22 protein-coding genes are annotated in these 21234 nt (G+C 59.8%); 8 read left to right on the top strand and 14 right to left on the bottom strand.

The features are described 5' to 3' along the window. Window positions 1–152: 152 nt before the first annotated feature. The 3 genes from KJA79_RS03535 to KJA79_RS03545 all read left to right on the top strand — a co-directional run bounded on the left by KJA79_RS03535 (window position 153) and on the right by KJA79_RS03545 (window position 3048). Window positions 153–1292 (top strand): lipocalin-like domain-containing protein, encoded by a 1140-nt coding sequence (locus KJA79_RS03535; protein WP_246507390.1) that lies wholly within the window; start codon window positions 153–155, stop codon window positions 1290–1292. A gap of 97 nt (window positions 1293–1389) precedes the next feature. After that, window positions 1390–2418 (top strand): WD40/YVTN/BNR-like repeat-containing protein, encoded by a 1029-nt coding sequence (locus KJA79_RS03540; protein ID WP_213040620.1) that lies wholly within the window; start codon window positions 1390–1392, stop codon window positions 2416–2418. Between the two features lie 21 nt (window positions 2419–2439). Next, entirely contained in the window at window positions 2440–3048 is a 609-nt protein-coding gene (locus KJA79_RS03545) for a histidine phosphatase family protein (RefSeq protein ID WP_213040621.1), read from the top strand. Between the two features lie 158 nt (window positions 3049–3206). On the opposite strand, the gene KJA79_RS03550 is transcribed toward KJA79_RS03545, so the two are convergent. After that, a complete protein-coding gene (locus KJA79_RS03550; RefSeq protein ID WP_213040622.1) occupies window positions 3207–3683 on the bottom strand; it encodes a hypothetical protein in 477 nt (158 codons plus the stop codon). Between the two features lie 107 nt (window positions 3684–3790). Between KJA79_RS03550 and KJA79_RS03555 the strand changes: the two genes are divergently transcribed. Further along, window positions 3791–4147: a hypothetical protein gene (locus KJA79_RS03555; protein WP_213040623.1), complete on the top strand. Its 357-nt coding sequence runs from the start codon at window positions 3791–3793 to the stop codon at window positions 4145–4147. A 58-nt stretch (window positions 4148–4205) separates the two neighbouring features. Here KJA79_RS03555 and KJA79_RS03560 read toward each other — a convergent pair whose 3' ends face one another. Further along, entirely contained in the window at window positions 4206–4826 is a 621-nt protein-coding gene (locus KJA79_RS03560) for a hypothetical protein (protein WP_213040624.1), read from the bottom strand. Between the two features lie 254 nt (window positions 4827–5080). Here KJA79_RS03560 and KJA79_RS03565 point away from each other — a divergent pair, with 254 nt between their 5' ends. Continuing rightward, on the top strand, window positions 5081–5767 hold the full coding sequence (locus tag KJA79_RS03565; protein ID WP_213040625.1) for a class I SAM-dependent methyltransferase: 687 nt from the start codon (window positions 5081–5083) through the stop codon (window positions 5765–5767). Window positions 5768–5815: 48 nt separating this feature from the next. Here KJA79_RS03565 and KJA79_RS03570 read toward each other — a convergent pair whose 3' ends face one another. From KJA79_RS03570 to KJA79_RS03600, 7 genes are all read right to left on the bottom strand, one after another. Continuing rightward, complete coding sequence (locus KJA79_RS03570; RefSeq protein ID WP_213040626.1) at window positions 5816–6196, bottom strand: hypothetical protein; 381 nt, start codon at window positions 6194–6196, stop codon at window positions 5816–5818. Further along, entirely contained in the window at window positions 6145–6609 is a 465-nt protein-coding gene (locus KJA79_RS03575; RefSeq protein WP_213040627.1) for a hypothetical protein, read from the bottom strand. The genes KJA79_RS03570 and KJA79_RS03575 overlap by 52 nt, the downstream gene beginning before the upstream one ends. A gap of 387 nt (window positions 6610–6996) precedes the next feature. Beyond that, window positions 6997–7200, bottom strand: coding sequence for a hypothetical protein (locus KJA79_RS03580; protein WP_213040628.1), 204 nt, complete (start codon window positions 7198–7200; stop codon window positions 6997–6999). A gap of 149 nt (window positions 7201–7349) precedes the next feature. After that, window positions 7350–8648 (bottom strand): ABC transporter ATP-binding protein, encoded by a 1299-nt coding sequence (locus tag KJA79_RS03585; RefSeq protein WP_213040629.1) that lies wholly within the window; start codon window positions 8646–8648, stop codon window positions 7350–7352. Further along, window positions 8649–9506, bottom strand: a complete 858-nt coding sequence (locus tag KJA79_RS03590) for an ABC transporter permease (RefSeq protein WP_213040630.1) — start codon at window positions 9504–9506, stop codon at window positions 8649–8651. A gap of 371 nt (window positions 9507–9877) precedes the next feature. Then, window positions 9878–10408, bottom strand: a complete 531-nt coding sequence (locus KJA79_RS03595) for a hypothetical protein (RefSeq protein ID WP_213040631.1) — start codon at window positions 10406–10408, stop codon at window positions 9878–9880. A gap of 251 nt (window positions 10409–10659) precedes the next feature. Continuing rightward, window positions 10660–11826 carry an acyltransferase family protein gene (locus KJA79_RS03600; protein ID WP_213040632.1) on the bottom strand — a complete coding sequence of 389 codons (1167 nt, stop codon included), beginning with the start codon at window positions 11824–11826 and terminating at the stop codon, window positions 10660–10662. 273 nt (window positions 11827–12099) lie between these two features. Here KJA79_RS03600 and KJA79_RS03605 point away from each other — a divergent pair, with 273 nt between their 5' ends. The 3 genes from KJA79_RS03605 to panC are packed head-to-tail and all read left to right on the top strand — an operon-like array spanning window position 12100 to window position 14722. Beyond that, window positions 12100–13275 carry an LL-diaminopimelate aminotransferase gene (locus KJA79_RS03605; protein ID WP_246507393.1) on the top strand — a complete coding sequence of 392 codons (1176 nt, stop codon included), beginning with the start codon at window positions 12100–12102 and terminating at the stop codon, window positions 13273–13275. A 29-nt stretch (window positions 13276–13304) separates the two neighbouring features. Next, a complete protein-coding gene (gene folK, locus KJA79_RS03610; protein ID WP_213040633.1) occupies window positions 13305–13868 on the top strand; it encodes a 2-amino-4-hydroxy-6-hydroxymethyldihydropteridine diphosphokinase in 564 nt (187 codons plus the stop codon). Further along, on the top strand, window positions 13865–14722 hold the full coding sequence (gene panC / locus KJA79_RS03615; RefSeq protein ID WP_213040634.1) for a pantoate--beta-alanine ligase: 858 nt from the start codon (window positions 13865–13867) through the stop codon (window positions 14720–14722). The genes folK and panC overlap by 4 nt, the downstream gene beginning before the upstream one ends. A 69-nt stretch (window positions 14723–14791) precedes the next feature. Here the strand turns inward: panC and KJA79_RS03620 are convergent, their stop codons facing one another. The 5 genes from KJA79_RS03620 to KJA79_RS03640 all read right to left on the bottom strand — a co-directional run bounded on the left by KJA79_RS03620 (window position 14792) and on the right by KJA79_RS03640 (window position 21228). Beyond that, window positions 14792–15307: a PilZ domain-containing protein gene (locus tag KJA79_RS03620; protein ID WP_213040635.1), complete on the bottom strand. Its 516-nt coding sequence runs from the start codon at window positions 15305–15307 to the stop codon at window positions 14792–14794. Window position 15308: 1 nt separating this feature from the next. Then, complete coding sequence (locus tag KJA79_RS03625; RefSeq protein ID WP_213040636.1) at window positions 15309–15737, bottom strand: pyrophosphohydrolase domain-containing protein; 429 nt, start codon at window positions 15735–15737, stop codon at window positions 15309–15311. 2 nt (window positions 15738–15739) lie between these two features. Continuing rightward, window positions 15740–17149 carry a DNA recombination protein RmuC gene (locus KJA79_RS03630; protein ID WP_213040637.1) on the bottom strand — a complete coding sequence of 470 codons (1410 nt, stop codon included), beginning with the start codon at window positions 17147–17149 and terminating at the stop codon, window positions 15740–15742. Between the two features lie 95 nt (window positions 17150–17244). Continuing rightward, entirely contained in the window at window positions 17245–19875 is a 2631-nt protein-coding gene (locus KJA79_RS03635) for a PEP/pyruvate-binding domain-containing protein (protein ID WP_213040638.1), read from the bottom strand. A gap of 15 nt (window positions 19876–19890) precedes the next feature. Next, entirely contained in the window at window positions 19891–21228 is a 1338-nt protein-coding gene (locus KJA79_RS03640) for a glycerate kinase type-2 family protein (protein ID WP_246507395.1), read from the bottom strand. Between the last annotated feature and the right edge of the window lie 6 nt (window positions 21229–21234).

Consider the following 21234-nt stretch of genomic DNA (forward strand, 5'->3'; position numbering starts at 1 on the left):
TTTCTACGTTGTCAACGCTGCCGCCGGTCGCCATCGCGATGACGACCATGAGCAAACCATCATGAATACTGGCGATTCTTCATCTGTCTATCAAAAAATCCGACACGCCGGTCCCCTCTTCACCCGCACCAGTACCGGCTGGTAAGGCGAGCATGACAGCATTCCTCCTCGCATGCCTCACGATGTTGCTGCTGCCGGCGGGCTGGACGGCCATCACTCCAGCCTCGATCGCCATGGAACCTCCCCCAAGTGCCTTCGACCTCGCCGCACCTGGGTACCGCTATCAATTTCCCCAGGACCATGGCGCGCACGAGCGCTTTCGCACCGAATGGTGGTACTACACCGGCCACCTGACCAGTTCGACCGGCCGCCGGTTTGGTTTTCAACTGACGTTCTTTCGCCGTGGCATTCCTCCTGAAGAGGTCCGAACTCTGCCCTCTCAATGGTCCATCCAGCAACTCTATCTGGCGCACATCGCTCTGACCGATCTAGAGAACGGCCGATTCCTTTACGCGGACAAACTCAGCCGCGCAGGACTCGGCAAGGCCGGGGCAGAGACGGGCCGGTTGCATGTGTGGATCGACCGCTGGTCGCTGTCGCTCGATGACGCCCCAACCCCGCGTCACCTCCTGCAGGCCGCGACCGAGACGTTTGCCCTCGATCTGGCGCTGATACCTAGGAAGCCGGCGGTCGTGCATGGCCAGAACGGCATCAGCCGCAAAGGCCCCGCATCCGGACAGGCTTCGCACTACTACTCACTGACTCGGCTGGCCGCCGAGGGCCACATGCGCCTGGGAACCGAGACCTTTGCCGTGACCGGTCTCAGCTGGATGGATCATGAATTCGGCTCGGCCGACTTGGCGGACGACGTGGTGGGATGGGACTGGTTCAGCCTGCAGCTCAGCGACTCAACAGAGTTGATGTGGTATTCCCTGCGGCATGCCGACGGCTCATCCGACCCGGTGTCCGGAGGCACGCTCGTCCTGGCCGACGGCAAAACCCAACCACTGAGGCTCGAGGACCTGACCATTGAGCCCCGTTCGCATTGGACCAGCACTCGATCCGGCGGACGGTACCCCCAACGCTGGCGGCTCAGGGCCCCATCACTCGGCCTAGACCTGGACGTGGCATCACTCCTCGCCGATCAGGAATTGGATACGGCCCGCAGCACAGGGGTGACCTACTGGGAAGGGGCGGTGTCTGCCTCAGGGTCGGCACGTGGGGCGCCTGTGACCGGCAGCGGATACGTGGAAATGACCGGCTATGCAGAACGGATGGCGCCGAAATTGTGACCTTCCGCCACCAGACAACCATGTCTCACCTTGACTCAGTCGCGACGCTATGGTTAGGTCTGCGGCCACTGTGATGTCCTTCATACCAACTCGATTCATGACCCTGCTCCGGCGATCCGTCTGCCTCGTTGGTCTCTTCCTGTTGGCCTGCGGTTCACGTGAATCGGCCGTGGTGTCGATTGCGCTCCACCCGTCCAACCCGAACATCGTCTACGTGGCCACGAACGATGCCGTGCATAAGACGCGCGACGGCGGAGCGACCTGGGAGCAATTTCCCGCATTCACGGCTCGCCGCGTCACGACGCTCGCAATCGACCCGAAACTTCCCGCCACGGTGTATGCCGGTACCATGGGCGACGCCATTTACAAGAGTCCCGACGGGGGCCAGCACTGGCTCCCGCACAATGTCGGGCTCAAGGAGCATGTGTCTTTCATCAATGAAATCATCTTCCATCCCGACAACACCGAACTGATCTACCTCGCCACCACTGTCGGCGCCTTCATCTCCAAGAACGGCGGACGGGAATGGGAGGAACGCATGGCGGGCATGAAGGAGGTACACATCGTCACGTGCATCACGATGGACCACCAACACCCTCGCGTCTTGTACGCGGGAACGACCGGCGGGACCTATCGCAGCGAAGACGGCGGCTCCTCCTGGCAGAAAAAAAACCAGGGCCTCATTCCTGATGACGTGTTGAATGCGGCCATGGCGCTCGGAGTCAATGTGCTGGCAGTCGAGCCGCATAATTCCGAGATCGTTTATGCGGCCACGACCAAGGGCCTCTTCCGATCCACCAATCGAGGGGAGTACTGGGAGCAGATCGGGCAGGAGTTGTCGAATCAATTCATCAGCACGCTGGCTCTGCATCCGACGGACCCCAAGATTCTGTACATCGGCGGTCCGGACGGGATACGGAAGACCATCGACGGCGGGAAAACCTGGCAGGCCCAGAATCAAGGGTTGACGACTCTGAACATTCGTACCATCAGCATCAGCGCGAGTGATCCCCAGTTGCTGTACCTCGGCACCAATGGAAGCGGACTCTACCGCTCCACCGACGGCGGACAGAACTGGGCACCGATCCCGCTGACCGGTCCAGACCACACGCCCCCCAAAGTCTAAAGGGGTCCACGAGAATCCGGCATGCCGACGCTGCTGCTCATTCGCCATGGAGAAACCGACTGGAATCGATCCGGTCGGGTGATGGGCGATCAGCCGATTCCCCTCAACTATACCGGCGAGCAACAGGCCCGTGCCTGCGCCGACATGCTGGCGCAGACTCCGATCGCCGGAATTTTCACCAGCCCCGTGCTCCGTGCCGTGCAAACGGCCGACATCCTGAGCCAGGCACAGGCAACCCGGCCCCAACATCTGGCCGGATTGCGTGAGATCGGGGTCGGCGACTGGATCAATCGATATTGGCAGGACTTTGCTGAAGAAACGGCCAAGCGGAACTGGTACACACAGCCGGATCAGGCCCGCCCAATCGGCGGTGAAACACTGCGGGAAGTGCAGAAACGGGCGGTAACCGCCGTCGAACAGGTGCTACAGACGGCGCACGAGGCGACCTATCTCCTGGTGTCCCACGGCGACGTCATTCGGGCGCTGCTCGCCCATTACCTCCGGCTCAACCTGACGGCCCTCCGTCATGCGCGTATCGACCATGCGGGGGTGAGCGGGCTGAAACTGGCCGACGACATCGCTCATCTGCTGTTCCTTAACCATCGCCCCGGTGTGGGCAGGCTGGCCTGAGCCGCGCACGCCGCCCAAGCCGCACTCTTCACGAACGCTTTTCCTGCAACCACCGACACAGCGCTGCGACAAGCTGACGTGCAGCTGAGCCGCACGTCAGTGGATAGGCTCGCTTGGCATCTCGTCGGTTTCGACACAACCCTCGTCAGTCATGCGGGCTAATGAGCGGACGCGCCCTCTGCGCCCTTTCCGTAGTAACGACTGCCATAGCGCTTCAACTCATCGGACATGGCCGTCCATTCCTCGGCCGTCAACAACGACTTCATCTTGAACCGAAGCCCAAGAATCTTGGCGGCCGAGCGCATCCGGTTCGTGTTGAGCTCATCGAGGATCTTCGTGAACTCCTCCGGGGAAGCGGAATAGTTGGCATTCAATTCGTACAGCGCACGATGCGATTGACGGTGTTGTTCCCGCGCCGACTTGATCTCGGTGATCATTTCCCCCATCACCACGTTGACCTGCTTGGCGGTCTCTGGATTCTTCACGTGTTTTTCAATCAGACCACTCACATCCTGAGAGGCCTTGCTCCAGTAGTAGTCTCCCTTTCCATGTTCATAGCTCCCATGGTGGTGGGAACAGCCGCTCAACCCGGCCGCGAGGACTCCGACAAGCACCAGCAATGATCGATAACGCATGATACCCTCCATGATAAAAAATGTGATTCGTCTGGAAAACGCGTTGCGCAACCGCGTGCCTCTCCCGTAAGCTCCCTCAGAACTTGAGCAGAGGCGAGGAGGACCGCATGGGCGAGGACACAGGACGCCAATCAGGACCAGAGGCGATCGAAGCACTCCGGCAGGAATTCCGGGGACACCTCGCTCTCTTTTACAGCCGCCTCAAGCTTGCTGCCCCTTATGACAGTGTCGAAAAGGCCCTGGGAGCCCTGACCAAGACACTCAAAACTCTACCGCCCGAGGAGTTGCACCGATTGGCCTCGGACAGGTCACAACGATGGACGCATTTTCGGGCGGCCTTCGTCGACTCAGGCTTGAATCTGAAACACCGCGGCATCATCGCCGGCCTGGCACAATCAGGAACCCCATTGGACCTGCCTGAGGAATTCGACCATCTCCTGAGTCTGTACCGTCGAACCTCGTAACCTCAGGTGCGAGAGAGGGGCCTACTTCCTCGCCTTCCCCCCTGCACTGCACCATCAGCTACACTGCCCGTTCATGTTCCAGGGCAATAGCTTTCAGCTCCGTATACACGAGCATCAACCGCGTATTTTCGATGCGATAGGCCACCGTGACCGTCAACAGGCCGAAGGCCACCACGATGATCCCGACTCCCGTCACCCCGACTCCCAGCAACACACTCCCTAACGAATCGAGGCCGCCCTGCAAGAGATAGGTGATCAGGAAACCCACGGTCCCGAATCCCACGAGACCGAACCACAGAAACGTGAGGATCGACGAAGACCAGGGCACGCGCTTGGTGCAGACCAGACGAAGCCCTTCACCGTCGGAGATCAACTCGATGGAGCCTTTCAATGGCCAAGCCGTGCGGAAGCGCATGGAGAAGAGGCGATGGGTCGGCCTGATGACCATGCGATTCACCTCGGGGAAGACCCGCGCCACGCCGTGCGGCAAACTTAAAAACCCGTTCGCGTCGAACGCGCGCAGCAGCTTCGGGAGTGTGAGCGCAGGAAATCGGTCCTGGACCTGCCCGATTCCATAACCATACCGACCTGCGTCGGAAGTGAGACGGGTATAGTACATCCAGTCACCGATGAGCAGGCCGATGAACAACACAATGGCAAACGCCCCGGCTAACAACATACGCGAAACTTCCCACAGGGCTTCCCGGAGAATCAAGCCCGGACAACCGGCACAGGCGTTGAAAAACCTCCGGAACCTGTTGACTCACCAGGAGCGCTTTGGCTACATTAAGCCCGTTCTTGTCCGGCGGGTGAGGACGAGTCATCCGGGTCGCAGTCCCGCCTTCATAGATTTTTCCACGCCACACTGCTTGCCTCCGTCACTCCTGCACTGCGGAGTGTGCGGCCCGAGGGGTGTGAGTTTGCGGAGGGACGATGGATATCGCCAAAGTCGAGCGAGTGTACACCAGTTATTCCGGCGTCTATGATCAGATTTTCGGGAAAATTTTCCACGAATCGCGCGAAGCCTGTGTGCGCAACCTGAGAATCCGGCCGGAAGAAAATATTCTGGAAGTCGGCGTTGGAACGGGAATCGCCCTCGAATACTACCCGAAGAACTGCAACATCACCGGCATCGACCTCTCCTCCGGCATGCTCGCCAAAGCCAGACAGCGGCAATCACATTACCATCTGGACCATGTGCGGCTCATGCTGATGGATGCCGGAAAAATGGAATTCCCCGACAATACCTTCGACACCGTCATGGCGGCCTATGTCGTGACCGCCGTCCCGGACTACCGAAAAGTGGTGAACGAAATGATTCGGGTGTGTAAACCCGGTGGGCGCATTATCATGCTGAACCACTTCAGCAATGGAAATAAGGTGATCGCCGCTGTCGAAAAGGTCATCTCTCCACTCTGCAAGCACATCGGCTTCCGTACTGACCTATCCTTGAACACCGTGTTGGAAGGCACCAACCTCCACGTGACCAGAAAAGAGAAAGTCAATCCGATGAAGTTCTGGCACCTGGTAGAATGCGTCAACCGGAAGGGTAGTGTGAATGGAAACGGTGCGGCTGGCATGAATGGGAACGGAAACGGGAAGCACGGCCACGTCAGCTAACGGCCCGGTTCGCCTCAGGCATCTCTCAACGAGCCAACATTCCTACCGCTACGATTGCCGGTTTCTTCCCTCTTCCGGCGGCAGCAACGATCGCCCGGCGAGACAAGTTCCCGCATAGGCACTCGTCACCACATGGGCAACCATGCTCAACAATCGGTGACCTGCTCGACCTACGGTTCTGCGTGACTGTACCCTGACCCCAAATCCTGCGCCATCGATCGGTCCATACGTTTGCACGTCCAGCGCCGCAACTTCTCCCGCCCCCCCCTGGACGGCTGCCGTTATCAACTCCCCTTCCCAGCAAATCCCGGGGTGATGGCGCTCCCGCCGTGCCGCCGCTTTCCAGATACAAGGGATCCCGACCTGATCGAGCTGATTCAGCAGCCAGTTGATGCTGGGGCTTCGCCGCAAGCGGCTTGAAACACCCATTGCTCGCCCGCCGTCTCCCGCTCCGCCCCTGGATGCGACAGCGAGACCTCTTCAAACAAGGCCTCCTCACACACCACATAGAGGTTCCCGTGGGGATCAAACCAGAACCGCAATTTCTCTTCACTGAGTTCAACCTGAATTCCGCCCACGATCACCCAGTCTCCCCCGTCCTGCTCAAACAGGGATAGGTCAGACACAGCCTGCATGGACAACTTGGCCACCCTCAGGATTCCGTTCGAGGAATACCGGATGAGCACCGTCACAGTACTTTCGACCATCACATCTCGACCGGACTCCTCATCGAACATCCGCCGCTTCGCCACATGGACATCCGTGATCTGCCCACCACGGAACCCGTGAGTGTGCGTGAGCAACCAGCGGAGATCATCGACAGTGGTGATCGAATGGGTCATAGAGGACGGAGCCGTGGATTGGCAGGGCGTACCATGCCGCCATCACATGACTGTATCACGCCGGAGTTGGATGTGAGAGAGAAGAAACGGGGATCTCGCCGAGATACCGGATTGGCTCTAGCAGGTTGCGGGAAAACTCGATTCCTGCATCGTGGCGTACGCTGGGCTCCACGTGCCGTCTCGCGTCAACACACACTGCAGGATGCGCAAGAGGGCCGTCCAGCAAGGCCGCAGCGAGGTGCACGGCGTCACGAATAAGTGACGCCACGTCTGTGCGCGCCCGCGAGATGTGAGCGGGCCGTGTCCCAGCGGCATAAGTTGGGGAGGCCCTAGGTTCAGGCGTTGTGCCATGCGAGAACGCCGCTGGCTGACTTGTTCCGCATCCTGCTAGAAGAGAGCCTGTTGCTGCCTGGCCTCTGCCAACTGCCGCTCCAGCTCCTCAACCCGCTCTTGCAGGCGCTGGTTGTCGAGGCGGAGAAGATCCAGACGATCCAACAACTGCTCACGTTGGATATTCGTCCACTTCAGCGTGCGCTTCAACCCGGCCAGCTCAAGCTGTGCCTGCTGTCCGTCTTCGACCACGGAACCCATGCGTACGCCTCAGTCGATCGCCTTCGGGAGTGATAGGGCAGATCGTAGCGCACTCTTGAGCGGTTGCAGAGTAATTAGTGATTTACCGACAGGACGCAACAACGAGATGGGTGGAGGCTCGTGGGCAAGAACGGAGACTTCGGCAAGAGTTACCGCTTTGTGGCCCGAAGAGGGAGTGCGCAGGTGCGGCGGCCATCGCTGGATTCCCAGCGATAGTCGATCAATACGCCGTTGGCCTCCCAGCCTGGAGGACACAGATTGCCTGTTCCATAGTAGTCGGCATCCAGCACGGGAAACGGTGCGACATTCTTGATCCAATCTTGGGCTTGCCCGTTGGATTCGAGGTAGGACTGAAAAAAATACGCCCCGCCGCTCAATGGCAACTCCGGCACAATAAAGTCCACGTATCCGTTTCCGCTCAACGTCAGAGGCGTCGGGTCCACGATATCGGTCGACAACACAAACAGATCCTGCCCCTTGCGACCGTTGACGGAGATACTCACGCGACAGTTTCGAAATTCTTTCTGCTCTACGCAGCGATAATGCATGCGGATGATGACGTCCCGTCCCGTGATCGCTGCAGCAATCGCATGCCGCTCCTTATCCAGCAATTCAATTCTGGTGAGCAGAATTTCTCCGAGACCGACCCGATCCTCTCGATCTTCTATGGCGGTACTGGCCTGAGTGCGAATGGCATCCGCATAGCCCTCCACCACCGTATGCGTCTTGCCCATTCTCGCAATTCGCCCCTTCTCCAAGAGAATCGCACGCTCACACAGTCCCTCGATGATCGTCATGTTGTGGCTGACAATGAGGACGGTGCGGCCGCTTCGGCTGACTTCTTCCATCTTCCCCAGGCACTTCTGCTGAAAACTGGCGTCGCCCACGGCCAAGACTTCGTCCACAATCAAGATCTCCGGTTCGAGATGCGCAGCCACGGCAAACGCCAACCGCACATACATGCCGCTCGAATATCGCTTGACCGGGGTATCGATGAATTGCTCCACACCTGAGAAGGCGACGATCTCATCGAACTTTCTCCGGACCTCCTGCCGCCGCATCCCCAACATTGCCGCATTCAAAAAAATGTTCTCTCGCCCCGTCAGTTCGGAATGAAACCCCGTACCGACTTCGAGTAACGAGCTCACCCGCCCGTAAATATCGGCCGTCCCTCTCGTGGGCTGCGTGATTCGAGAAAGAATCTTGAGTAGCGTACTTTTCCCGGCGCCGTTGTGCCCGATGATGCCGAGCACTTCCCCGTGTTGGACCTCGAAGGAAATGTCGTTCACAGCCCAGAAGGAGGGATCAGTCTCGGATTGACCTGCTCCCCAGCGAGCCAGGGACTTCAGGCGATGCATCACTTGATCGCGGAGGGTGTTGTGCTGCACACCGGCACCCAGCCGGTAGTGCTTCGACAGACCCTCCGCTCGAATTGCAACACTTCCCATTCAGATCACATCCGCAAAAGTGCGTTCCATCGAACGAAAATAGATCAGCCCGCCAACCAGGGTGACCGCGACGATAATCAGGCTCGGCAGGAACATGGAGAAATCCACCTGAAAACCGGGAATCAACGCCCATCGAAATCCCTCGACGACGCTGACGACCGGATTCAAGGCGTAGACCGCCCGCCAGGCTTCGGGGACTTTGCTGACGGGATAGAGAATCGGAGACACAAACATCCACAGTTGAATGAACATCGGAAGGATATGCCCGACATCGCGATATCGGACATAGAGCGCTGAGACCCACAGTCCGGCCGCCAGCGCAATGGTCGCACCCAGACCGGCAAACAGCGGCAGCAACAGGACGCGCCAGGTCGGTACCACTTCAAACCAGGCCATCAGTCCGAGGAACGCCACGAAGGCGAGCGCTAGATCGACGAGCGGTGCAATGGTTGCCGAAAGCGGCAGAATCAGGCGCGGAAAATAGACTTTGCTGATGAGCGGCGCCTCCCCCACCAAACTGGTGCCCCCCCGGCTCAGGGCCTGAGAAATATAGAACCAGGGCAATAGGCCGGCGTAGAGAAACACAGGATAGGGAAACCCGTCCGAGGGAATCTTCCCCATCACGCTGAAAACGGCCGTAAAAATCAGCATGGTCGCCACGGGCTGAAACATGGCCCAGGCCACCCCCAAGACCGTTTGCTTGTAGCGTACGGTCACATCACGCCAGACGAGGATGTGGATGAGTTCCCGATAATTCCACAGGCCTGCGAAATCCAAGTCCAAGAGGCCCTTGGCCGGCTGGATACGCACATGCGGCAACGTCGCCGAATGCCCCTGATCGATTCTCACGACAGACATACCAGTTTATTCATTCCGGCCGGCATCAGACGACCTTGCGCAGTGGAAAACAGAACGGCCTCCACAGGCACGACACCATAGAGAATAATAGGATTCGCACATTTATTCCTAACTCGAACAGAATAGATACGGTTATGTCAAACTTCTGACATGTGGTCAAGGATCATCATCTTTCGCACAAGCGCTTTTTCGTAGAACCTGCCGTGGCATCCCCGGCGGTCACCGCGTGCCGCACTGACCGACATGCGCCACATCCACACGAGCATACGGACATGACTCAGATGGGATGAACAGTGATGCTGCCCAATCGGCAGCCCACACGGAATTCTAGAGAATATGACATGCCCCGACTCGAATCGGAGCATGGGCCGCTAGGGCACGGAAGGAGGAGACGCTTGGAGAGCTTTCAACTCTTCTTGTGAGACGTACCGTATCGCCAAACCAGACATATGCAGCATCCACCCCTGCCCGCCGCCGGCGCCCTGCGCAAAACTCCATGCGTCCATTCGGAATGGATTCCAGTAGCCGTACCCGCTGCGATAGTTACTGCCGGAGACTCCACCGGGCACGGCAGTCCCCATGGTGGATTGAAAGACAGGTCCTCGATCGGAGAGCCGCCGAACATCTGCCTCCCCAAGCACAACGGCATCAGCGCCCAGCTCCTTAGCCTGTTTCAGAATCCGATCGCGTAGTGTGTCTTCGCTGGCATACTCGCTGGTCGCCACGATGCGAGCGATTTGAATATGGCCGTGGTTGGGCTCACGCTGCAATGTCGCCACGGCATCGCGTCCTCCCCTCGGCTCGAAGGCCGTGCTCGTCAGAGGGTCCACGTGCACGGAAACACAGGCGCTCGCTAGCGCAAGCAGGAGTAGCGTTACGAAGCCCAATGCCTGTTTCATCATGCCAACGTCTCGCGTTACGGGTTGTGTCGACTTGCTAAGCCCTCGTGAGAGCGAGAGGACTCAGTACAATATTGACTGCTCGTGAAGTTCAAATCAACCCCAATCCATTCCGGCATAACCAGCGCCTCGCAGGAACCCCGCTCCCATTGAAAGAAGACATCGGTTGCCTCCACCAGTATGGGGTGTGGCCGCCCGCACAGAATGGCTGTCAAGGCAGCGTGAGCCGTATGGAGATTGTGCAGTAACGAGGCTTAGGAGAAGCGGGCCGTCAGCCACGCATGCCAGCGTGGCACCGCATCCATCGCCGGCTTTTCTATCAGGCGAAACGTCGTGAAACACAGGAGCACCAGGAGAGGCACCAGGCCGAGTACGATGGCCCAATGTTCGACCGGAGAGAACCTATCGGCGCCTTCGGCAAACACCAGCCGATAGGCGACGAACAGGACCAGGCCGTGCAGCAAGTACAGACTGTAGGCCATTTCCCCCAGTGTGACAGACGCCGGCCATTCGAGGATGCCATAGAGGGAGTTCCCGCAGGCAATGATCAGAAAGGCCATTGCCAAGAGCAGCACGGCCGACAGCATGTAGGCCGTCGGCAAGAGGAACAGGGTCGTCGCCAGGCAGGCCATCGCGATCACCCCCCACACACCACGGGCAAGCATGGCCCGGACAACCGCGATGCGCGCCAGGCTTGCCGCAGTGATCCCTCCCCCAAAGGCGGACAACATCGGCATCCGCACCTCCGGCATGCCCATGCTGAGAGCCGTCACTGCCGCTGCACTGACCATCAACCAGATCAATGGGGTCGACGCCCGCAGACAGAATGCGCCGATGGGAAGACAGGCATAGAACAACCATTCATACGACAGCGTCCACACCGCCCCAGCCAGAGGCACCGTTTCGGCAAATCCATTCACGGGTGATATGCCGGGAATCGTAAACATCAACCATGTCGCCACCTGCCCGACGACCACCGACGGCGGTTCCTTCAGCTCAAACCCGGCGCGGCAGAACGCCACGAAGATCACGCAGGCCGCGGCCAACAGATAGAGGGGGCCCAGTCGAAGCACTCGGGAAAGATACAATCGTGTCCAGTCGATCGGCTCCAGGCGTCCGTTGAGGAGTTTGGACCAAAACAGAAACCCGGTGAGCATAAAGAACAGGGTCACGCTGCTTTGCCCCAACTGCGTGTACACAGTGGAAGGAGGAACATCCCAGACGCCGGAGCGCAGATAGAAATACCAGATGGAGGAATGACTCAGAAACACAGCCAGCGACAGGTACCCTCGAAGTCCGTCGAGGGACGAATACCGAGGGGCCAGGGAGGCCTGGCGGGGACTGACCGATGGGAGAAGCATCGCGGTTCCGAGTGCGAGCAGCACCACTCCGACCGCGGGCCACAAGCTGGTCGCATCCATGGCTACATGATGAGACCATAGCCCGCCGAATTTGTCGAACCTTTCGCAGAAGTACGCCGCCCGGTCAGGAGAGCCCGTTCACCTGCGATGCCCGCCTCACACACTGCAGGGACATGGTGGGTGCGGGCAGTTTCCGACAGTCACTCCGTTGATTGCTGGAGTAATCCTGCGGTACCCTAGCCCGTTGCCCATCGCAACGAGACGGCCTCCAGCCGTTCATCCATCGTACACAGCTGAGCCTCCAGGCTCAGGCCAACAAAGGAGTGCGCTCGCATGGCCGGTTTTCCGATTGAAGTCGCCACCCGTATCAAAACCTTGCCTCCCTATTTGTTCGCCGCCATCGACAAAATGAAACAAGAGGCACTTGCGCGCGGGGTCGATATCATCAACCTTGGCATCGGTGACCCTGACCTGCCGACGCCGGATCCGATCATCGAAAGCCTGGCTCAAGCCGCAAAAAACCCGAAACACCACCAATACCCCTCCTATGAGGGCATGCTCTCGTTTCGTAAGGCCGTCGCCGACTGGTATCGCCGGCGGTTCAACGTCACCCTCGACCCGGCCAACGAGGTCCTCACCCTGATCGGTTCCAAAGAAGGCATCGGACATGTCCATCTCGCCTTCGTCGATCCAGGCGACGTGGTCCTCGTCCCAAGTCCGGGGTATCCGGTCTACCCTGTCGGCACCAGTTTTTGCGGTGGCGTCTCCCACATCATGCCGCTCACCAAAGCAAACGGGTTCCTCCCCGACCTTAACGCCATTCCCAAAGACGTGGCGAAGAAGGCCAAGTTGATGTGGCTGAACTCGCCGAATAACCCCACCTCGGTCATCATGAGCAAAGACTACTTCAAGCGTGTCGTGGAGTTTGCCCAAGAACACCAGATCATCGTCTGCCATGACGCGGCCTATTCGGAAATTTTCTATGACGGGAAGCGGCCGGCCAGCTTCCTCGAGGTGGATGGGGCAAAAGACGTCGGTGTCGAATTCCACTCCCTCTCCAAAACCTACAACATGACCGGCTGGCGCCTCGGATTCGCGGTCGGCAATAAGGACGTCCTGGCGGGACTCGGGCGGGTCAAGAGCCAGTTGGACTCCGGCGTCTTTGAGGCGATCCAGGCGGCCGGCATCACGGCCCTGGGGCTGGATGACTCGGTCACCGACGGATTGCGTAAGATCTATCAGGAACGCCGCGACACGCTGGTGCCCGGCCTGAAGAAGCTCGGGCTTGAAGTGGACCCACCTCCCGCCGCATTCTACATCTGGGTGACGGTGCCGAAGGGGTACACCTCTGCGTCCTTCACCGCCCATTTGCTTGAGAAGGCCGGGATTGTCACCACGCCGGGCAACGGGTTCGGCGCACCCGGCGAGGGCTACATTCGCATGACCGTGTGCACGACGAAAGAACGATTGGCGGAAGCGGTGGAACGCATCAAGAAAGCCGGGTTTTAGCACGCCGGCATCAAGGCGAACGAATCTCCATGGCCACCGCGTTCATCGGCTTCGGCTCCAATCTGGGCAACCGGCTGGACTTCTGCGACCGGGCCGTCACCCTGCTCGGGCTTTTGCCGCATTCACGGCTCGACGCTGTTTCGTCGCTCTATGAGACCGAACCGATCGACGACGGCGCAGCCCCGGGACCGGAGTGGTTCCTGAACGGTGTGGCACAGATCGAAACCAATATTACGCCGAAGAGCCTACTGGAGGTTTGCCGTGAGATCGAACGGGCGCTTGGGCGCGATCCGGACGATCGTAAGGGACCGCGGACCCTTGATCTCGATCTGCTCCTGTACGACAACCTGATTGCAACCGACTCAACCTTGACCATTCCACACCCTCGACTCCATCTGCGTCGATTCGTCCTCGCACCGCTGGTAGAGCTCGATCCCGAGCGGGGACATCCCCTGCTGGGCCAGAGCGTTCGTGAGCTCTTGTCACAACTTAGAGATCCATCCGTTGTGCGACGGCTCTCTCCCCAGCCGAGCTCCCGGTACGGCTCGCGGCCGACCTGCAGTGCGCCGCCAACAGGCAGACCGCAGAGATGAACACCATCCGCAGCACCAAGGCCATCGCTGCCTGGAGCCGCTCCCTGCATCGGGAAGGGGTCACTATCGGATTCGTCCCGACCATGGGTGCCTTGCACGATGGTCATCGGAGCTTGATTCGCGCGGCGCGATTGGCCTGTGATGCCGTCGCCGTGAGCATTTTTGTCAATCCCACACAGTTCGCTCCGACGGAAGACCTTTCAAAATATCCACGCCAACTGCGGCACGACCAGGCACTCTGCCGCAGGGAAGGGGTCGATGTGGTCTTCGCGCCCACTGTCAAGGCCATGTATCCCGAAGGGGCTCACACCACGGTGACCGTTCCTGCGCTCGCGCGGCGCTGGGAGGGTGAGGCGCGCCCGCACCACTTTCAAGGCGTCGCCACCGTCGTCACGAAGTTACTGTCGTTGGTGCAGCCGGACATCGCATGGTTCGGCCAGAAGGACTATCAGCAGGCGATGGTGGTTCGGCAACTCGTCGCGGATCTGAATCTTCCCGGTCGCATCGTCGTTCATCCCACCGTGCGAGAAGCTGATGGGCTGGCGCTTAGCTCGCGCAATGTGTATCTCACCCAGCAGGAGCGGCAAGCTGCACCGGTGCTTTACCGCGCCCTGCAAGCCGGGGCCTCGGCCATTCGAACCGGAGAACGGCGAGGGGCAGCAATCCAACGGCTGATGATCCGCACCGTCGCACGGGAACCTTTGGCAAGGGTGGACTACCTCGCGGTCTGCCACCCTACGACCCTTGAGCCCTTAGCGACCATTGAGCGCCACGCCGTCCTTCTCGGGGTGATTCGTATCGGTACGGTGCGGCTCCTCGACAATCTCCTCGTCACGGCCCGCCATAGATCCTGACGCCGAACGACATCGCACCGTCAGTAGAACAGAGACGAAGACCATTCCGGAGCATGGGCGGAGGAGTTGTCAGCTGCGCGAGCTGATACGAGGGGGGGCTTGCTGGTCGGCGAGCAGTTCCAGAATCAATTGACCCATGCGTTGCTTGTCCTCCGGGTCAAATTCCAAGAATTTCACGCCGACCGACTGCGGTTGAACCGAGCAAATCATCGCGGAATCCACTTTGATATCCGCTTGGCCCGACGGGCCGTACAACACGAACTTCACAAAGGTCCCTCGCGCCAGCGTCGTCGTCGCCTGCAGGGCACAGCCCCCCATCGAAATATCGGTGACGAAACCACCGGCCGCGAGCTGATCCAATATCAGCGTGGCCGCAAAGTTCGCCGGAAGGCGCCGGTACTCACGCCGGTCAAACGCTTGGGAGGTCATTCGGTTTCCCGGCCTGCGCGCCTGAAAACGGGTCGTGCAGAGCTGGCACCGCACCCCAAAGATGGAGAAACGGTTCAGCGTCTTCTCGATGAGACTCGTCCCGGAAATCACTCTGACGCAGGGTGTGCCGCAGGCCGGACAGTGCAGTTCCTTCATACTAGACTTCGGGCTCCTGTACGCCCACTGTCGCACGCGAGGTCGAAGTGGCGCTCCCGGATGACTGACTGGCCAGCAACGGCCCCACGTCCGCAGGCGAATAGGTCGGGGGTTTCACCCACTTGCCGTCCGCCCGTTTGTAGCCGCCGACTTTGCTCAGGTTGGACCGATGGACCTCGCGAAATACCGGTTCCATGTCCACACCATAGGATACGGCTGTGCCATACACCACATACAGCAGGTCGGCCAATTCCTTTGCCACAGCCGGAAGATTCTTGGCCGCCATGGCCTCCTGCAGCTCGTCAAATTCCTCTTGAATAAGTCGCACGCGCAACTGCCTGATCGCCTCATCCGGGATGAAGGGCCGGTCTCCGACCGGAATATCGAACTTGCGGTGGAACTCGGCCACCATCGCTTGGGGGTCTATCATCCTCACGTCCTCACGTCCTCTGCCACAAACGGCAGCACGCTCCTCGGCTCAACCTCGGCAGCTTCCAGCAAGGCAATGTCCTTCTCAGATGATATCCCGAGATCTTTGAATTTTCTAGCCGCGGGCAACACCCTGGATTCCAGCGATCCGACCGCCTTATTGTAGGCCCCGACACTGTTCCGAAGCGCCTGGCCAATGTCGTTGAGGTGGTCCGTCAGCACGGCCACCCGTTCATAGAGGTCCTTCCCTAGCCGCCCCGCCTGCTCCGCATGTTCAGTCAGCTGCTCTTGCTTCCACCCATAGGCAACGGCGCGTAACAACGCCATCAGCGTCGCCGGTGTCGCCAACACCACTCCCCTGGCAAACCCATCTTCGATCAAGGTGGGGTTCTGCTCCAACGCGGCGCCGAGAAACTGCTCACCTGGAAGAAACAACACGACAAATTCAGGCGCCTGTTTAAATTGCGCCCAGTAGGCCTTCACACTGAGTGCGTCCATTCTGGTGCGCACCTGGTCGGCATGACGGCGCAAGTGAGCCTGCCGCTGCCGGTCATCTTGCGCCTCATAGGCATCCAGATAGGCTGCCAGCACGGTCTTCGCATCCACCACGATCTGCCGGTCGCCAGGCAGATATACCACCATGTCCGGACGAAGCAGCCCCTCCGCCGATCCGACCGAATCTTGCTCCGCAAAATCGCAATGCATCACCATGCCGGCCAGCTCCGCCACGCGGCGAAGCGTCATTTCCCCCCATCGCCCCCGTACGGCCGGCGCACGTAGGGCTTTGACGAGATTGCTGGTTTCGTGCTGGAGCCGTTGGTGGGATTCGGCCATGAATTTCAATTGCTGATCCAGCCCGCCATATTCCCGCTGGCGCACCAGCTCTGCCTGCTGCAGCTGTTCACGGTATCGTTGGAGCGATTCCTCCAACGGCTTCACCAAATCGCCGATGGCTTGATGACGTTGGGATAACTCGCCTCTGGCCTCCGCCTGCAGCGTTTCGAATGAGGTCCTGGCAAGGTTGAGGAATGCCTCGTTATTCTGTTTCAAGGCCTGTCCGGATAAGGCCTCAAAGGATTCGTGCAACTCCTGACGCGCGTTCGCCAGCAAAGATTGCTGATCCTCCACGCTTCGGGAGAGCGCTTCCATGCGTGTTTCCGCCCGCGTTCGACCCGCCTGAGACTCCGTCAATGCTTGACGCAGTTGCCCCAGTTCGGACTGTTGCTGCTCTATGCGCTCGTGGAGTGTCGCGGCCACCGTATCGGCCCGCTGCGCCCGTTCGCGGCTTTCGAGCAATTGCGCCTGAGCGCGTGAGTGCGCGCGAACCGTCACCCACCAGCCGGCGGTCAACGCCCCTATACCAAGACCGGCAACAGCTCCAGCAGCGAACGTTGTGGAGGTGAGATCAATCATGGAGCTTCCCTACGAGCACACCGCAACGCTGGAATTTTCTCTGTGAACCTGTTGTAGGGAAATTGCGTGGAGAGTACGAAAAAGCCGACGAAACGTCAAGGGACCACTCGGCGGATCGTACCCGTCGAGCTGACGATGGTGACCTGTTCATTTTCGCGCAGCTGGGTGGTGGCATAGGGCACATTAACCAACACCGGAAGACCGTATTCTCGGGCAATAATCGCCCCGTGTGAGAGCGTCCCTCCCATTTCTGCAATCAGACCACCCGCCATTCCAAACAATGGCGCCATGCCTGGATCGATCACCGGAACAACCAGGATATCACCAGGACTCACCCGCCCCCAGTCCGCCGTGGAACGGACGACACGAACGTGGCCGGTGATCTCTCCCGCACTGATTGGAATGCCCCTCAGCGAACCCTCGCGTCCCGAGCTGGTAGACGGAGGTTCCTCTTGAACGATAGCCTCCCAATCTCGAATCGTGTCCGGTACGTGCCGCTGTTCGTTTCGTGCCCGTTCATCCCGCCGTTGGCGGACAAGCCCCTGCCAATGTTGACGGTCTCCGTTGGTCAATGCCCTTTGCTCATCCATCGTGAGATAAAAGATGTCATCAGGCATCGCGAACACTCTCCGCTCCACCATCTGTTCCCCCAGTCGAAACAGCAACCGTCGTACGGCCAGAGAGTAATACATCAGATGATGGCGATTCGCTTCTCGCAGCACGCAAAACCGCGTGAGCCGCCGATGCCACCAACGAAAGATACCCCCCCGGTGCCAACGCCAGCCGAATCGTCGCCTGATCTCCGCGAGCGCCTCGTGCTGCTGTGCAACCTGCCGAGAAAGAATGTCCCTCGGTCGCCTCACCTCCCCTGTCCGCACCTGCGTGCGTATGACACCCAAGACGGCTTCGGGTTGTTCTGACATTCGCGGAGACATGATGTCCGATTCTCCCACCGCGCGGTGCCCGTAGTCGGCCAGATATTGCTCAAATCGCCGCAGAAAGGTGGTTCCTGCAAGTGGTTCTGGAAATTTCGCCGCTGTCCACCCGTCATCCAGAAACCACCGCCGCACCGGCTCCTCACGGAAGGCAAGCTCTGCCAGTTCGGCCAGACGCACGATCTGTTGGGCGCTGATCACCGTCCCCTGACCTTGCAGCGACGCATTGAGCAGCTCCCGCCAGTCCGAACCAAGCCATCCCGGGAGAAACGTGCCCATGGCCTGAAGGCTCTGCGCGACCCCACCGGCAATTCCATAGGTCAATTCGTGCGCATCAAGCCAGCGGCCCAGGGCATCGAGCTTCTCGCTCAATTCGCTCACTGAGAAATGCTGAACAGACTCGGACCGATATGTCTCCGCCATGGCTTTCATCGCTTCGAAGGTGGGCGGTCCCTCTCGCACGACCCTTCGCCATTCCCGCATGATCGCCAGGCCCGCACGGAGCAACGCGACCGCTCCAAGCGACCGCACCCGTGGAGTGAAAGTCAGGGGCTCACCGCCCATCTGTTCGGTCAAGAATGCCGGGTTGCCGTGAAGCTGCGAGACCAAGGTGTAAAACAACGTGACATTGAGGTACGGACGACCGTGCAGCACCCGAACCGAGCTGAGCCCATCAGGCACCGTACAACCGAGTCGTCGGTAGGGCCCGATGATGTAGGCATCCATGAATTGTTCAAGAAATGAGAGGCCGAGCGGGCTCGGCAATTCCGGCATCGTTTCCTTTAAATTTGCGCGCGTCCACTCGCATTCATCATTGGTCAGGGTCGGCAGGGGCCGCACTCCGGTAATGGGACGCGCCTGGAGCACCCACAATCGTTCGGCATCATAGGCCCATTCGAGATCGATCGGGTGACCGAAGGCCTGTTCCACCTGCTTGGAAAGTTGCGCCAGTTCATATAATTGTCCGTCCGATAACGAGCCCTGCTGTTGTGCCGACTCGGGGATCGTCTCACCGTGCACTCCATGCGAAGTGGTCACCAATTTCCGCTGCTTGCGGGCTAGCTGACGCCGCCGTATCCGCATCGGCCGGCACAGTTCCTCATCCATCTCGACCATGTACTGGTCAGGCTCGACCTCACCGCCGACGAGGGCAGACGCAAGGCCGGGCACGGCGTTGATAAACACCTGGGAGGTTCGTCCCGTGACAGGATGAATCGAATAGGCCACGCCTGCGGCCACCGCATGAACCATGGGTTGAATCACCACCGCCATCGCGGGGCAGGGTGACTCCCCCTCGACACGCAACAGGTACTGCAGAACCCGATCTTCCCACAACGACGCCCAACAGTCTCGAATCGCGTGCAGCAGGCCAGCGGTCGGCAGTCCCAAGAAGGTGGAATAGAGGCCCGCCGCACTCGCATGGTCGGCGTCCTCGTTGGTCGCGGATGACCGCACGGCCCATCGCGTCTCAGCGTCAGGATTCAGCTCGACTAGCCGTGACTCCAGATCCTGCCTGAATCCCGGCGGCCATGTGACCGTCATCAGGTGATGATGAATGCGGCCACGCGCCATCGCTCGCTGCTCATCAGGAGCACGCAACAGAGCCTGCCACTCGGCGGGCCCATCAATTCCGGCAGCTTTCAGACACTGTTGATAGAGGGCCGTGGTCACACACAGTCCCCGGGGCACTGCAAATCCGGCGGCATGCAGTGCTCTCAGGCCGGCGGCCTTCCCCCCGACGAGACGCGAGTCGGCGCTGCGCTCCAACGGAAGCAGTAATGGATCTGTCATGGATCGGAATAGTAGCTAGAGTGCGAGGAGGAGGTAAAGGTCGTTCACATTGGTTCCGGTCGGCCCGGTCACGATATGACCGTGGAGGGCTTCAAAGAACGGATGGGCATCGTTTGCCTGAAGCGCTTTCGCGAGATTCAGCTTCTTGCGTTGTGCTCGAACGACGGTCCGCCCGTCTACAACGGCGCCGGCCACCGAGGTCGGCCCGTCGGTCCCATCCGTCGCGAACCCGGCGACCCACACCTCCGGCAGTCCTGCGACCTCAGCCGCTGCGGCCAGCGCAAACTCTTGTGCCCTCCCCCCCTTGCCTTCGCCGCGGATCGTCACGGTGGGCTCGCCCCCGGCAATCACGCAGCATGGACGGCGAATCGGACGCCCCTCTGCGGCGATTTCACGGGCCATCGCACCGAAGAATTTGGCAAGCTCCCGCGCTTCGCCTGTGAGGGTCGTGGCAAGGACCAGCGTGTGCAGCCCTTGCCGTTGCGCCGTCTCCGCCACGGCGTCGACCGCCGCCCGGTTGTCGCCGATCAGAATATTCTCCACTCGACGAAACAGCTTTGCCCGTGGCTTTGGCGTCTCAGGGACGCCCTGCTTCAGGCCCGATTCCAAGTGGCGACGTACCGACAGAGGAATCTTGCGGGAGACCCCGTACCGCTCGACAATGTCCCAGGCATCCTGAAACCTCGTCGCATCGGGAGCCGTTGGCCCCGACCCGATAGTCCCTAAATCGTTTCCAATGACGTCCGACAAGATCACACTCGCCACCCGCGCACTGGTCGCTGCCGCAAGCTGGCCGCCCTTGATGGAAGACAGGTGTTTGCGGACTGCATTGATTTCTTGAATCGTGGCTCCGGATCGGAGCAGCAATTTCGTTGTCTGTTGTTTGTCTTTTAGTGTGATGCCGGCCACCGGTGCGGGGATGAGGCTTGATGCCCCGCCGGACAGAAGAACGATCAGGAGATCGGCAGACGTTAACGTCTGCACCATTTCCATGATCATGCGCCCGCCTTCCAGACCGGCGGTGTCAGGAATCGGATGCCCGGCCTCCACGATGCGAATGGTGTGGGTCGGCGCGCCATGTCCATACTTGACGACCACCAGACCGGTGTCGATCCGTGCGCCCAGCTGATGCTCAAGCGCTTGGGCCATTCGACCTGACGCCTTTCCGGCACCGACGACGACGATTCGTTGTATCGGTGCGAGGGAGTAGTGATGCGAACCGATGATCAGTTGGTCGCGGCGAATTCGAACCTGCCGGCGTACGGCCTCGTAGGGATCGACCGCCTGCAATCCCGCCTGAAAGAGCCTTGCGAGGAGGGCTTTGGCTCGTGGCTGCCGGACGCCGATACGCATGATGTG

It is taken from the genome of Nitrospira defluvii (assembly GCF_905220995.1).
Classification (GTDB): Bacteria; Nitrospirota; Nitrospiria; order Nitrospirales; family Nitrospiraceae; genus Nitrospira_A; species Nitrospira_A defluvii_C.

Bases quoted from the DNA above. Each gene is read 5' to 3' on its own strand.
- KJA79_RS03585 (WP_213040629.1), bottom strand. From the start codon at position 8,648: ATGGGAAGTGTTGCAATTCGAGCGGAGGGTCTGTCGAAGCACTACCGG.
- KJA79_RS03575 (WP_213040627.1), bottom strand. From the start codon at position 6,609: ATGACCCATTCGATCACCACTGTCGATGATCTCCGCTGGTTGCTCACG.
- KJA79_RS03555 (WP_213040623.1), top strand. From the start codon at position 3,791: ATGGGCGAGGACACAGGACGCCAATCAGGACCAGAGGCGATCGAAGCA.
- KJA79_RS03570 (WP_213040626.1), bottom strand. From the start codon at position 6,196: ATGGGTGTTTCAAGCCGCTTGCGGCGAAGCCCCAGCATCAACTGGCTG.
- panC (WP_213040634.1), top strand. From the start codon at position 13,865: ATGAACACCATCCGCAGCACCAAGGCCATCGCTGCCTGGAGCCGCTCC.
- KJA79_RS03630 (WP_213040637.1), bottom strand. From the start codon at position 17,149: ATGATTGATCTCACCTCCACAACGTTCGCTGCTGGAGCTGTTGCCGGT.
- KJA79_RS03590 (WP_213040630.1), bottom strand. From the start codon at position 9,506: ATGTCTGTCGTGAGAATCGATCAGGGGCATTCGGCGACGTTGCCGCAT.
- KJA79_RS03550 (WP_213040622.1), bottom strand. From the start codon at position 3,683: ATGCGTTATCGATCATTGCTGGTGCTTGTCGGAGTCCTCGCGGCCGGG.
- KJA79_RS03560 (WP_213040624.1), bottom strand. From the start codon at position 4,826: ATGTTGTTAGCCGGGGCGTTTGCCATTGTGTTGTTCATCGGCCTGCTC.
- KJA79_RS03605 (WP_246507393.1), top strand. From the start codon at position 12,100: ATGGCCGGTTTTCCGATTGAAGTCGCCACCCGTATCAAAACCTTGCCT.
- KJA79_RS03600 (WP_213040632.1), bottom strand. From the start codon at position 11,826: ATGGATGCGACCAGCTTGTGGCCCGCGGTCGGAGTGGTGCTGCTCGCA.
- KJA79_RS03635 (WP_213040638.1), bottom strand. From the start codon at position 19,875: ATGACAGATCCATTACTGCTTCCGTTGGAGCGCAGCGCCGACTCGCGT.
- KJA79_RS03580 (WP_213040628.1), bottom strand. From the start codon at position 7,200: ATGGGTTCCGTGGTCGAAGACGGACAGCAGGCACAGCTTGAGCTGGCC.
- KJA79_RS03625 (WP_213040636.1), bottom strand. From the start codon at position 15,737: ATGATAGACCCCCAAGCGATGGTGGCCGAGTTCCACCGCAAGTTCGAT.
- KJA79_RS03620 (WP_213040635.1), bottom strand. From the start codon at position 15,307: ATGAAGGAACTGCACTGTCCGGCCTGCGGCACACCCTGCGTCAGAGTG.
- KJA79_RS03545 (WP_213040621.1), top strand. From the start codon at position 2,440: ATGCCGACGCTGCTGCTCATTCGCCATGGAGAAACCGACTGGAATCGA.
- KJA79_RS03565 (WP_213040625.1), top strand. From the start codon at position 5,081: ATGGATATCGCCAAAGTCGAGCGAGTGTACACCAGTTATTCCGGCGTC.
- KJA79_RS03535 (WP_246507390.1), top strand. From the start codon at position 153: ATGACAGCATTCCTCCTCGCATGCCTCACGATGTTGCTGCTGCCGGCG.
- KJA79_RS03540 (WP_213040620.1), top strand. From the start codon at position 1,390: ATGACCCTGCTCCGGCGATCCGTCTGCCTCGTTGGTCTCTTCCTGTTG.
- KJA79_RS03595 (WP_213040631.1), bottom strand. From the start codon at position 10,408: ATGATGAAACAGGCATTGGGCTTCGTAACGCTACTCCTGCTTGCGCTA.
- folK (WP_213040633.1), top strand. From the start codon at position 13,305: ATGGCCACCGCGTTCATCGGCTTCGGCTCCAATCTGGGCAACCGGCTG.
- KJA79_RS03640 (WP_246507395.1), bottom strand. From the start codon at position 21,228: ATGCGTATCGGCGTCCGGCAGCCACGAGCCAAAGCCCTCCTCGCAAGG.